General features: G+C 66.4%; 10 protein-coding genes and 3 pseudogenes. 4 read left to right on the forward strand and 9 right to left on the reverse strand.

Going from position 1 to position 11,855, the window contains the following annotated elements; all coding sequences use genetic code 11:
• Entirely contained in the window at positions 1-1,026 is a 1,026-nt protein-coding gene (locus CF70_RS18515) for an alpha/beta hydrolase (protein ID WP_051648644.1), read from the reverse strand.
• Positions 1,027-1,254: 228 nt separating this feature from the next.
• Between CF70_RS18515 and CF70_RS18520 the strand changes: the two genes are divergently transcribed.
• The 4 genes and pseudogenes from CF70_RS18520 (at position 1,255) to CF70_RS18530 (ending at position 3,731) form a co-directional block, all read left to right on the forward strand.
• Positions 1,255-2,403, forward strand: coding sequence for an iron-containing alcohol dehydrogenase (locus CF70_RS18520; protein ID WP_035867692.1), 1,149 nt, complete (start codon positions 1,255-1,257; stop codon positions 2,401-2,403).
• Positions 2,404-2,484: 81 nt separating this feature from the next.
• A pseudogene (locus CF70_RS38010) lies at positions 2,485-2,579 on the forward strand (O-acetyl-ADP-ribose deacetylase); the annotation flags it as partial.
• A 1-nt stretch (position 2,580) separates the two neighbouring features.
• A pseudogene (locus tag CF70_RS18525) lies at positions 2,581-3,026 on the forward strand (macro domain-containing protein); the annotation flags it as partial.
• A gap of 336 nt (positions 3,027-3,362) precedes the next feature.
• Positions 3,363-3,731 (forward strand): annotated as a pseudogene (locus tag CF70_RS18530) (VOC family protein).
• 112 nt (positions 3,732-3,843) lie between these two features.
• Here the strand turns inward: CF70_RS18530 and CF70_RS18535 are convergent.
• The 8 genes from CF70_RS18535 to CF70_RS18570 all read right to left on the reverse strand — a co-directional run.
• A complete protein-coding gene (locus tag CF70_RS18535) occupies positions 3,844-4,554 on the reverse strand; it encodes an aspartate/glutamate racemase family protein (protein WP_035867694.1) in 711 nt (236 codons plus the stop codon).
• Between the two features lie 157 nt (positions 4,555-4,711).
• Positions 4,712-5,632 (reverse strand): alpha/beta fold hydrolase, encoded by a 921-nt coding sequence (locus CF70_RS18540; protein WP_035867696.1) that lies wholly within the window; start codon positions 5,630-5,632, stop codon positions 4,712-4,714.
• A gap of 119 nt (positions 5,633-5,751) precedes the next feature.
• Positions 5,752-6,657, reverse strand: coding sequence for an SDR family oxidoreductase (locus tag CF70_RS18545; RefSeq protein WP_035867699.1), 906 nt, complete (start codon positions 6,655-6,657; stop codon positions 5,752-5,754).
• 65 nt (positions 6,658-6,722) lie between these two features.
• Complete coding sequence (locus tag CF70_RS18550) at positions 6,723-7,658, reverse strand: glutathione S-transferase family protein (RefSeq protein WP_035867701.1); 936 nt, start codon at positions 7,656-7,658, stop codon at positions 6,723-6,725.
• A 67-nt stretch (positions 7,659-7,725) separates the two neighbouring features.
• Positions 7,726-8,547 (reverse strand): SDR family oxidoreductase, encoded by an 822-nt coding sequence (locus CF70_RS18555; protein WP_035867702.1) that lies wholly within the window; start codon positions 8,545-8,547, stop codon positions 7,726-7,728.
• Positions 8,548-8,551: 4 nt separating this feature from the next.
• On the reverse strand, positions 8,552-9,406 hold the full coding sequence (locus CF70_RS18560; protein WP_035867704.1) for a class II aldolase/adducin family protein: 855 nt from the start codon (positions 9,404-9,406) through the stop codon (positions 8,552-8,554).
• A gap of 86 nt (positions 9,407-9,492) precedes the next feature.
• Positions 9,493-10,503 (reverse strand): NADP-dependent oxidoreductase, encoded by a 1,011-nt coding sequence (locus CF70_RS18565; protein ID WP_035867707.1) that lies wholly within the window; start codon positions 10,501-10,503, stop codon positions 9,493-9,495.
• Between the two features lie 97 nt (positions 10,504-10,600).
• Positions 10,601-11,855 (reverse strand): serine hydrolase domain-containing protein (locus CF70_RS18570; protein ID WP_035867709.1); only part of this gene is annotated, 1,255 nt, incomplete at its 5' end.

Genomic DNA, 11,855 nt, shown 5'->3' on the forward strand with positions numbered 1-11,855 from the left:
TCATCCGCCGTCGAAGGCGATGCGCAAGGCGGCGACCGCGTCGGCATGGGCGCCGGCCACCGCCGGGACGAAGCGTCCCAGCTTGAAGAAATCGTGGATCATGCCCGGGTAGTCGGCCAGGTGCGCCGGCACGCCCGCGGCACGCAGCTTGGCCGCGTAGGCCACGCCTTCGTCGTGCAGCGGATCGTAGCCGGCCACGGCGATCCAGGCGGGGCAGCAGCCGTGCACATTGGCGCCCTGGCCGCCGCCATCGAGCGGGGCGAAGCGCCAGTCGTCGCGGCTGGCTTCGCTGTCCAGGTATTGCGCGAAAAACCACTGGATCATCGGCGCCGTCAGCAGATAGCCCTCGGCCAGCGCGCGGTGCGACGGCGTGTCCTGGCGGGCGCACGTGCCGGGGTAGATCAGCATCTGCAGCACCGGCGCCAGGCCGAGATCGCGTGCGTGCACCGCGCAGGCGCTGGCCAGCGTGCCCCCCGCGCTGTCGCCGCCCAGGGCGATGCGGCTGGCGTCGGCACCCAGGCGCGCGGCCTCGTCGAATACCCACTGCATCACGTCGAAGGCATCGTTCGCCGCGTGGGGGAATTTCCACTGCGGGCCCAGCCGGTAGTCCACCGACAGCACCATGCAGTCCGCCTGCGCGCACAGCAACCGGCACAGCGGATCATGCGAATTGACGCTGCCCACCGTGAAGCCGCCGCCGTGGAAATACAGCAACAGCGGCAGCGGCTCGGTCCAGTTGGCCTCGCGCGGCGCGTACAGGCGCACCGGGATATCGTAGCCATCGCGCGCGGCCACGCTCAGGTTTTCCACGCTGTGCACGGGCTGCGGCGCGATATCCATGATGGGCGCGCTCTTCTCGTAGGCGATCTTGGCGTCGGCCGGATCCAGTTCGTGGATGGATGGGCGCTTGACCCGTCCGATCAGGTCCAACAGTGCCGCCACCTGCGGGTCGAGCGGGGCCGGCGGCATGCCGGACATGGCAGGCGCGGGCTGGGCGGACACGGAGGCAAATGGAACAGCGGACATGAAAAGCGGTCAGTGTAGTGGCAACGAACCTTCGGCAAACCGAAGTGCCGGCCGCTCTGGCATGCCGGATGTTCGAATTGTGAACGATCGTTCGATTTTAGTATGATTCCATCTGTTTCGGCAGCAACGCCGATGAAATTTAGCCGGGGCTGGCCAGATCGGCAGGTTTTGCGCGATCATCGGCCATCGTCAGAAAAAAGAAAACCCTCACCGACGGAGACAGCATAGATGGCCTTCATTTATTACCTGACCCATATCCACCTGGATTTCGGCACGATCGGCCAGCTCAAGGCGGAGTGCGAGCGCATCGGCATCCGCCGCCCCCTGATCGTGACGGATAAGGGCGTGGTCGCCGCCGGGGTGGCCCGACAGGCCATTGACGCCCTGGGCGGCCTGCCGCACGAGATCTTCGACGAAACACCCTCCAACCCGACCGAGGCGATGGTCAAGAAGGCCGCCGCGCAATACCGGGAAGGCGGCTGCGACGGACTGGTAGCGGTGGGCGGAGGCTCCTCCATCGACCTGGCCAAGGGCATTGCGATCCTCGCCACCCATCCGGGCGAGCTGACCACCTACGCCACCATCGAAGGCGGCAGCGCCAGGATCACCGAGCGCGCCGCACCGCTGATCGCCGTGCCGACCACCTCGGGCACCGGCAGCGAAGTCGCGCGCGGCGCCATCATCATCCTGGAAGACGGCCGCAAGCTCGGCTTCCACTCCTGGCACCTGCTGCCCAAGTCGGCCATCTGTGACCCGGGCCTCACGCTGGGCCTGCCGGCCAGCCTGACCGCCGCCACCGGCATGGACGCGATCGCGCACTGCGTGGAGACATTCCTGGCACCCGCCTTCAACCCACCCGCCGACGGCATTGCGCTGGACGGCCTGGAGCGCGGCTGGAAGCACATCGAACGCGCCACGCGCGACGGCCAGGACCGCGAGGCACGGCTGAACATGATGAGCGCGTCCATGCAGGGCGCAATGGCCTTCCAGAAGGGCCTGGGCTGCGTGCACTCGCTGTCGCACCCGCTGGGCGGCCTCAAGGTGGACGGCAAGACCGGCCTGCACCATGGCACCCTGAACGCGGTGGTGATGCCGGCCGTGCTGCGCTTCAACGCCGACGCGCCCAGCGTGGTGCGCGACAACCGCTACGCCCGCCTGCGCCACGCCATGGGCTTGCCCGCGGATGCCGACCTGGCCCAGGCCGTGCATGACATGACGGCGCGCCTCGGGCTGCCCACCGGCCTGCGCCAGATGGGCGTCACCGAGGACATGTTCGACAAGGTGATCGCCGGTGCGCTGGTGGACCATTGCCACAAGACCAACCCGAAAGAGGCCAGCGCCGCGGATTATCGGCGTATGCTGGCGGAATCCATGTAAGTGCCGCGGCGGGCCGGCAGCACAGGTGCGCGGAACAGCCGGGGCGGTCCAGCTTTATCCAACCAGCACGGAGAAGAGGTCATGACAGGGGAACACCTGCAGGTCTTGCACGGAGACATCACCCGCATGGAAGTCGACGCCATCGTCAATGCCGCCAATAGCGGCTTTCTCGGGGGNATAGCGGCTTGCTCGGTGGCGGCGGCGTCGATGGCGCCATCCACGGCGCCGGCGGCCCCGCCATCATGGCCGCCTGCCGCGGCATCCGCGAAACCAAGGGCGGCTGCCCCACCGGCCAGGCGGTGATGACCACCGGTGGCCTGCTGCCCGCGCCTTACGTCATCCATGCGGTCGGCCCGGTCTGGCAAGGGGGCAGCCACGACGAAGACGCCCTGCTCGCCAGCGCCTACCAGGCGAGCATCGCGCTGGCCGCGCAACACAAGCTACGGACCATCGCCTTTCCCAACATCAGCACCGGCATCTACGGATTCCCGCGGGAGCGGGCCGTGGATATTGCCATCGAGGCAGTGCGCAAGGCGCTGGCGGCGGCCCCCAGCATCGAGCAGGTCAGTTTTGTGTGCTTCGACGATGAGAATTACCGGCTGTACAGGCATCGGTTGAGTTGATCACGTTGAGTTGGTCGCGTTGAGCTTCGGGCCACGCCGGCGGTGTTTGCCGCGACGTGGCCGAAGCGATTTCAGGCAACCGGGAATCGGGCGCTGGCGATTCCCGGTTGGTTGCGTGGCCAGCAGGTGAACCTGCGGTTCGCCGGAAACAATTTCGGGCACGAGTCCATTGCCCACCACCAGCGCCCACCTGCATGCGGAAGATGATGCCCGGCGCGTGGCCGCGCAGGTGCGGCACCGGATTGGCTGGACCAGCAAGACGCGAGCAGTATCCGCGCGCTCATAAGGGTTCAGCGTGGGCTCCGCTTGCACGCACCCCTTCCCGGAGAAGGCGACATGGCCATCCAGCTCAACCACACCATCGTCTTTTCTCATGACAAGAAGGTGTCCGCCGACTTCCTCTGCGAGATCCTCGGACGTCCCGCGGCCGTGCCCTTCGGGCCGTTTCTTGCCGTGCGGCTGGACAACGATGTCACCCTGGACTTCATGGACGCGCAAGGCGATGTTGCCCTGCAGCACTATGCCTTTCTGATCAGCGACGCCGAGTTCGAGCAAAGCCTCGCCCGAATCCGCGCGCGCAACCTGATGTAGTGGTCGGACCCATACCGCCGCCGCCCCGGCGAGGTCAGCACGGACGATGGCTGCCGCAGAATCTATTTCGAGGATCCGAGCATGCATTTGCTGGAAATCTTCACGAAGCGATAAGACGCATGCGCATCGAGAGGAAGAGGCGCGACGACTGCCACGGGCTTCGGCATTCCGCGGCATCTCGCTACCCGTGAAAAGCCGCCACGACGAAGTCCGCCGCGTGCCAGGTCTAATGCGTGGCCACCGCCCCCTCCAGCGCCCATCCCACCGCCGCCTGCGCATGCAGCGCAGTGGTATCGAACACCGGCAGCGCAACATCATCCTGCCCGATCAGCAACGCAATCTCGGTACACCCCAGGATCACCCCGCCCACGCCCCGGTCCTGCAAGTCATCGATGATCCGGCGGTACGCATCCCGCGATCTGTCGCGCACGATGCCGTGGCAGAGTTCGTCGTAGATGATCCCGTGGACCAGCGCACGGTCCGCGGCTTGCGGCACCACCACTTCGATTCCATGCCTCTCCCGCATGCGGCCGCGATAGAAGTCCTGCTCCATGGTGAAGGCCGTGCCGAGCAGGCCGACCCGCGTGATGCCGGAGCGGCGCAAGGCCTGCGCGGTGGGATCGACGATGTGGAGGAAGGGAATGTCGAGCGCGGCTTCCAGGGCCGGCGCCACGCGGTGCATGGTATTGGTACAGAGCAGTACGAAATCCGCCCCCGCCGCCTGCACCTGCAAGGCGGCCTGCTGCATGCATTCGCCGAGTTCGTCCCAGCGTTGCGCGTGCTGCAGTGCCTTGATCCGCTCGAAGCTCACCGTGACCATGACGCTGCGCGCGTTGTGATGGCCGCCCAGGCGCTGTTTCATGTCCTGGTTGATCAGGCGGTAGTACTCGGCCGAGGATTCCCAGCTCATGCCGCCGATCAGTCCGATCGTCTTCATCTTGACCTTCCTTGCGCGCACCGGCGCTGTCGAATCCGGTCAATGTAGCAGCCCGCGGCACGCTGCCCCATGCACAGTGCGCCAGTTTCCCACCGGGCCAGCGCTGCGGCAAACGCCTGACGCGGCTGGCCGGAAAGGCAGCCGCGTCAGGCACGGTTCAGGGCAAGGCGCTGCGGATCAGCAGGTTGATGCGCTCCGGTTGTTCGTGGATGACCCAGTGCGTGCCGTCCGGAATGCGTTCCAGCCGCATGTCCGGGACGAACTTATCCAGGCCATCCAGCAGGCTGCTGGGCAGCGCCGTATCGCGCTCGCCCCAGATCACCAGGGTCGGCACCCTTACCGTAAATGCCGCGGGGTCCAGCTTGGAGATATCGGGCGGCGTTTCGCCGGGACCCGGCGGATGCATCGGCGAGGCGCGGTAATAGTTGACGCCGCCGGTCAGCGAGTGCGAGCCGCCGGCGCCGGGCTGCGACCAGGCAGCGTGGTATTTCTCGCGTGTCTCGCCGGCAAACCAGTGCGCGGGCTGCTTGCCGGCTCCGGTCAGGAAACTCTCCAGCCTGGCAAAGCCGTCTGCCGCCAGCGCTTCTTCCGATCCCGGTGCGCGCAGCCAGTTCATATAGGCCGAGGCTTCCTGCTGCTGCGGATCGCTGGTCAGGGCCCTGGCAAACACGTAAGGATGCGGGGAGTTGATGATGACGAGCCGCTCGACCATCTTCGGAAACTGGATGGCCAGGTTCCAGCAGATCGCCCCGCCCCAGTCGTGCGCCACCACCACGCAGTGCGAATAGCCCAGCGCATTGATGAACTGCACCAGGTCTTCGACAATGTGGCGCGGCCGGTAGGATTCCACGTCGGCGGGCTTGCTCGACAGGTTGAAGCCGCGCAGGTCCGGCGCCACCGCGTAGTGGGTCTTGCCGAACTCGGCGAGCTGCTCTTCCCATTCGTACCAGAATTCCGGGAAGCCGTGCACGAACAGCACCAGCGGCCTGCCGCGCTCCCCCGCGCTGGCGTAATGCAGGCGCGTGCCGTTGGGTAAGGTGGCGTACTGCAGATGGCGAATGACTGCAGGTTTGGTCATGAAATCCTCCCTTGCCGCAATGGCTGACTTGTCTCCGATGGACTGGCTGCCGCCCGCCGCGCCCAGGGCCGGCAGGCGGTCCGGTCCACCAGCCGATGCCCTGCCCGCCGCCTGGCGGCTTACTCGCCGCGCAGGGCCGCGACCAGTCCCGCGCGCACTTCCGGTTTGTCGGCGAACGGATCGCTCGGGTTGCGCTGGCTAATGATATCTTCGAAGCGCTGCCGCACGGGCGCCAGTTGCTGCGGATGCGAGTAAATATAGAAACCGTTGTCGCGGATCGCATCGAAGGTGAGTTGCGCCACCTCGGCGGCCGTGACCTTGCCCGAACTGACCGCCTTGTCCGAGAGCGCTTGCGACACCAGTTGCGAACGCGTGGGCGGCGCCTCGTTGGCCAGTTCCGAGGGGCGGTTGCGGCCCGATTGCGTGATGCCGGTCGGCACGAAATACGGGCACAGCACCGAGCAACGCACCTGCTCGCTGACCAGGCTGAGATCCTGGTACAGCGATTCGGACAAGGAAACCACGGCGTGTTTGGAAACGTTATAGACACCCATCGCAGGCGGGCTTAGCAGGCCGGCCATGGAAGCCGTATTCACGATATGGCCTTCGAACGACGGGTCCTTGGCCGCGGCGGCCAGCATCAGCGGGGTGAAGATCCGCACGCCGTGGATCACGCCGTACAGGTTGACGCCCAGCACCCACTCCCAGTCGCGCTCGCTGTTCTCCCACATCAGTCCGCCCGCGCCGACGCCCGCGTTGTTGAACAGCAGGTTGACCTGGCCGAAGGCGGCGATGGCGGCATCGGCCAGCGCCTGGACCTGCTCCGCCTTGGACACATCCACGCGCACGCCAATGACCGGCACACCTTGCGCCTTGAATTCCGCCACCGTTGCGTCCAGTGCATCTTCCTGCACGTCCGCCAGCACCAGCTTCATGCCGAGTCCCGCTCCCAGCCTGGCGAATTCCTTGCCGAAGCCGGATGCGCCGCCAGTGATCACTGCCACCTTGCCCTGGAATTGCTTCATGTTGTCTGCCTCTGGTTGCTCTGGTTGGTATGTGGTTGTCTTGCCAGTCCCGCCGCGCGCCGGTCCTAGCCCGCGCGCAGCACCTGATAGCCCTGGCGCGGGAAATGCACATTGACCGCGCCCGCGCGCGGGTCTTGCCGGCGCAGCACGGCGCGGTGCGCATCCAGCGCCACCAGCACGCCCGCCACCGGGTCGCGCGCGTAGTCGGTCGGCGTCACGGTAACCGCATCGCCGGCCTCAAAACCGCTGTCGGCCGCCACCCCACCGGTCTGCACCAGCGGATCGGTGCGTTGCGCCACGTCCAGCGCGGCCTCGCTGCCGATCACCCGCACGGTGCCATGGCCGCAGGCCTGCATGCGGTCGTACCAGGCCTGCACGGCCGGATACGCGTCCAGCAGCCGGGCCAGTTCGCTGGCGCGCCGGATAAACCAGACGTTGTGATACAGCGAGAAATCCGCCACCGACAGCTCGGGCCCCGCCACGTGCGCCACGCCGGCAGTGAATTGCTGCTCCAGCCGGCCGAAGGTTTCGTGCAGCAGCGCGATGGCCTCGGGCAAGGGCATGCGCAACGCATTGGTGTCGCCACGCATGGCCTTGCGGTCCGCGGCGAAGGCCTGGATCTGCGCTGGCGTGAGATGGCCCAGCATGCTTTGCGCACCGGCCGGCTGGAACAGGTAAGTCACGGCGGCGGTGAACAGCGCGGTATCGAACCAGCTCGCGGCGACACGCGCGCTGGCCGCCTGCGCCGCGGGGTACAGCGCGGGCGCGGGCGCCACGCTGTCGATCACCTCGCAGATCAGCGCGGTATCGCAATAGATGTCCGCGCCCACCTGCAGGATCGGGGTACGCCGGTAGCCGCCTGTCAGCGCCACCACATCCGGCTTGGGCAGGATCGGCGGGATTTCCACCGCCTGCCAGGCCAGGCCCTTGACGCCCATCAGCAGCCGGATCTTTTCTGAGAACGGCGAGGTTGCGTACTGGTGAAGGATTAGATCGGCCATGTTGTCGGTGTCGCTCTTGTTGTCCAGTTGTCCAGTTGTCCAGGTGAAATTGTCCTGTTTGCTGCCGTTACCGCCCCGCCTGCTTCAGGGCCTTGAGCGCCATGTTCTCGACCATGCGGGGCGCCAGCAGCCTGAGCCACAGGCCCAGCCGGCCCCTGGCCGTCATCACCAGTTCACGCTTGCGTGCGGCCATGGCGCCCAGCATCTGGCGCGCGCATTCCTGCGCGGTCATGGCGTCATCCTCGCGCAGCCGGCTTTCGCCCAGCGCACGCCCGTCCGGGCCGAAGCCGTTGATGCGCGTATCGGTCGCCACCACGCCAGGGAACACTACGCACACATCCACGCCGGTACCGCGCAGTTCGGCCCGCAGCGCCTCGCAAAAGCCCGCCAGCGCGAATTTGCTGGCCGAGTAGGCGGTGCGGCCCGGCACGCCGATCTTGCCGGCCAGGCTGGACACCGCCACCATCAGGCCGCCGCGCTTGCGCAGGTACGGCAGCGCCTCGCGCGTGCACCACATGGCGCCGAAGTAGTTCACGCGCATGACCTGCTCGTAGTAGCTGTAGTCGGAGACTTGCTCGAAGTAGCCGTGGGCCGATACGCCGGCGTTATTGACCAGCACATCGATCCCGCCGTATTGCGCAGCCACGGTGGCCACCAGCCGCCTGCAATCGGCCTCGTCGGACACGTCGGCGCGCCAGACCGCCACGTCGGCGGCCGGATGCTGGCGGCGGATGCGTTCCGCCAGCACGTGCAGCATGTCCACGCGGCGGGCCGCCAGCGCCAGGCGCGCGCCTTGCTGCGCCAGCAGCACGGCCAGTTCCGCGCCGATGCCATCCGAGGCCCCGGTAATCAGAACGACTTTGCCGGTAAACGGTGCGAAGGCGGCCATGGCGTCAATCCAGCAGGTCGGGTTGTTCCTTGACGATGCGGGCGTACAACGGCTGGAACTGGAACCAGCCTGCCTGCGCGGTGCCGACGATCGAGTAAGCCTGGCGCGCGGCCGCGTCCGAGATGACCTTCAGGGGCGCATTGGTGCGCGCGGCGGCAGCCTCGGCCAGCAACTGCACCTGGCAGGAACGCTCCATGGTGATAAACCACCAGGCGGCTTCGTCCACCGTCTTGCCCACAGTCAGCAGCCCGTGGTTCTGCAGGATTGCGGCCTTGTTGCCGCCGAGCGCGGTGGCAATGCGCTGGCCCTCGTCCAGTTCCACCACCACGCCGCCGAAATCGTCGTACAGGGCATGGTCGTTGTAGAAGGCGCACACGTCCTGTGTCAGCGGATCGAGCGGCCGGCCCAGCGTGGACCAGGCACGGCCATACGTGCTGTGCGAATGCGCGGCGGCCACTGCGTCGGCACGGGTCTGGTGCACGCGCGAATGGATGGCGAAGGCGGCGGCGTTGACGGGGTAGTCGCCCTCCACCACTTCACCGTGGTGGTCGCAGCGGATCAGGTTGGAGACCTTGACCTGGCTGAAGTGCACGCCGAAGGGGTTGACCCAGAACGTGTCCGGGAACTCCGGATCGCGCGCCGTGATGTGGCCGGCCACGCCTTCATCGAAGCCAAACTTGGAGAACAGCCGGAAGGCCGCCGCCAGCCGCTGCTTGCGGTGCAGGCGCTCCTCGGCCGGCGTATCGAACTTTGGCGGACGCGGCAGCACGCGGTATTTGGCTTTCACCTCTTCGGACAGGCCGGCAGCCATTTCATCCTGATCGGCCAGCGGCCTGGCTTGTTCTGCTGGAGCATTCATGGGGTGTCTCCTTTTTTCGTCATTCATACCACCTGTTTGCGCTCCCTCTCCCACAAGCGGGAGAGGGAGCGGCCGCAGGCCCGTACTTACACCAGCTTGACCAGCTGCTTACCGAAATTCTTGCCCTTGAGCAGGCCCATGAACGCTTCCGGCGCGCTCGCCAGCCCTTGCGCGACACTCTCGCGGAACTTGAGCTTGCCTTGCGCCACGGCGGTGCCCAGCTCCTGCAGCGCTTGCGGCCACACGTCCATGTGTTCGGACACGATAAAACCTTCCACGGTCAGGCGCGACACCAGGATCAGCTGCGGGTTCTTCAGCGGCATCGGCTGGCCATCGTAGCCAGCGATCATGCCGCAGATGGCGATGCGGCCGAAGGCGTTCATGCGGGCCAGCACCGTATCGAGGATCTCGCCCCCCACGTTCTCGAAGTAGCCGTCCACGCCGTCCGGGGTGGCTTCCTTGAACATGGTGTACAGCTCCTTGCTGTCCTTGGCCGCCTTGTAGTCGATGCAGGCATCGAAGCCCAGCTCATTGACCACGTAGTCGCACTTGTCCTTGCCGCCGGCAAAGCCGACCACGCGGCAGCCCTGCAGCTTGGCCAGCTGGCCCACCACGCTGCCGACCGCGCCGGAAGCCGCGCTCACCACGATGGTCTTGCCGGCCTTCGGCTGGATGATCTTGTTCAGGCCGTACCAGGCGGTGACGCCGGGCATGCCAACCGAGCCAAGGTACGCCGACAGCGGGATATGGGTGGTATCGACCTTCTGGATGCCGATGCCGTTGGTGACACCCATCTCCTGCCAGCCGAACATGCCGACCACCTTGTCGCCGACGGCGTACTTGGGATTCTTCGTCGCCACGATCTCGCCGACCGTGCCGCCGATCATGACTTCGCCCAGCGGCTGCGGCGTGGCGTAGGACTTGCCCTCGTTCATGCGGCCGCGCATATAGGGGTCGAGCGACAGGAAATGGTTGCGGACCAGCACCTCGCCGTCGCCCAGTTCGGGCACAGGCACCTCTTCCAGGCGGAAGTTGTCCGGCGTCACGGCGCCGGTGGGACGCGAGGCCAGGACGATGCGCTTGAAGGTCTTCGACATGATGGTTTCCTTACAGTGAAATGGACAAGGACACTCGTCCTTTGTCATGCGTTGTTCGTTGTTCGTTGTTCGTTGTTCGTTGTCAATGGCGGGCCGCTTACTTCATCAATGACAGCGCAAGTGCCCGGTATGCGCGATGCGTGACGGGGTCGTTGGCGCCATTGGCAGCGATGGGGTGCGAAGCGTAGCGCACGATGGTCAGTTCCGCCTTTGGATCGATATAGATACGCTGGCCGTGGATGCCGCGCGCCTCGAACACGCCGTGGTCGTCGTTCGAGACCCACCACATCGAGCGATAGCTCCAGCCCGGCAAGGTGGCGTAGCCGGCCTTGGCGAACTTGGCGCGGTCGCCGCCGCGGCGGATGTCCGCCACCACTTCGGCCGGGATGACCTGCTGGCCGTTATAGCGGCCGCCGTTGCGCATGGTCTCGCCGAAGCGGGCCAGGTCGCGCAGCGTGGTATTCAGGCCGCCGCCGCCGGACTCGCTGCCGATGCTGTCCACCATGAAATAGGCATCGTTCTCCGCGCCCATCTTCTGCCATACGCGTTCGGACAGCAGCTTGGCCAGCGACTGCCCCGACACCCGCTTGACGATCCAGGCGAGGACTTCGGCATTGACCGTCTTGTAGGCGAAGGCCTGGTCGTGCTCGCCCTCCTTCTTCAGCGTGGCGAGGAATTCATAGAAGGTCTTGGGCCCGGCATAGCCAGGCTCGCGCGGCATCATGCCGCCGGCACGGCTGTAGTCCCAGATTTCGGCCTTGGGATCGGCGTAGTTCTCCGAATACTTCACGCCTACCGTCATGTCCATGACTTCGCGCACGGTGGCATCGCCGTATGCGGTGCCGGCCATCTCCGGCAGGTAGCGCGTGACCGGCGCGGCGGGATCGAGTTTGCCGTCCGCCACCAGCATGGCGGCCAGCGTACCGACGAAGGATTTGGTGACCGACATGGCGATGTGCGGCGTATGGTCGTCAAGCGCGCCGAAGTACTTCTCGTAGACCACGCGGCCCTTGTGCATCACCAGGATGCCATCGGTATAGGTCAGGCCCAGCATGTCGCTGAAGGTGCGGCGCGTGCCGTCGGCATCGGTAAAGGCCACGCTGCCGATATCGTGCTCGGCGCGCGGCAATACCGCGGCCGGGCCCCGCCCGTGCCAGACCGACGCGGTCGGGACCAGTTCGCGGATATGCGAAAAGCTCCAGCGGGAGCGCGGAAAGCCGTTGCTGGCGGGCGTAAAGCTGATGATCTTGGCGGCTGCCGGGGGAAAGCCCTGCATCCACCCCGCGGTCACGGGATCGGTAGCGGCGGCATCCGGAAAGCTCGGTGCGGCGGGCGCCGCGGCCGGTGCGGCG

Origin of the sequence: Cupriavidus sp. SK-3, from assembly GCF_000611145.1 — a bacterium.
GTDB lineage: Bacteria > Pseudomonadota > Gammaproteobacteria > Burkholderiales > Burkholderiaceae > Cupriavidus.

Excerpts from the sequence above, each read along its gene's own strand:
- CF70_RS18515 (WP_051648644.1), bottom strand. The coding sequence starts at position 1,026 with ATGTCCGCTGTTCCATTTGCCTCCGTGTCCGCCCAGCCCGCGCCTGCC.
- CF70_RS18520 (WP_035867692.1), top strand. The coding sequence starts at position 1,255 with ATGGCCTTCATTTATTACCTGACCCATATCCACCTGGATTTCGGCACG.
- CF70_RS18535 (WP_035867694.1), bottom strand. The coding sequence starts at position 4,554 with ATGAAGACGATCGGACTGATCGGCGGCATGAGCTGGGAATCCTCGGCC.
- CF70_RS18540 (WP_035867696.1), bottom strand. The coding sequence starts at position 5,632 with ATGACCAAACCTGCAGTCATTCGCCATCTGCAGTACGCCACCTTACCC.
- CF70_RS18545 (WP_035867699.1), bottom strand. The coding sequence starts at position 6,657 with ATGAAGCAATTCCAGGGCAAGGTGGCAGTGATCACTGGCGGCGCATCC.
- CF70_RS18550 (WP_035867701.1), bottom strand. The coding sequence starts at position 7,658 with ATGGCCGATCTAATCCTTCACCAGTACGCAACCTCGCCGTTCTCAGAA.
- CF70_RS18555 (WP_035867702.1), bottom strand. The coding sequence starts at position 8,547 with ATGGCCGCCTTCGCACCGTTTACCGGCAAAGTCGTTCTGATTACCGGG.
- CF70_RS18560 (WP_035867704.1), bottom strand. The coding sequence starts at position 9,406 with ATGAATGCTCCAGCAGAACAAGCCAGGCCGCTGGCCGATCAGGATGAA.
- CF70_RS18565 (WP_035867707.1), bottom strand. The coding sequence starts at position 10,503 with ATGTCGAAGACCTTCAAGCGCATCGTCCTGGCCTCGCGTCCCACCGGC.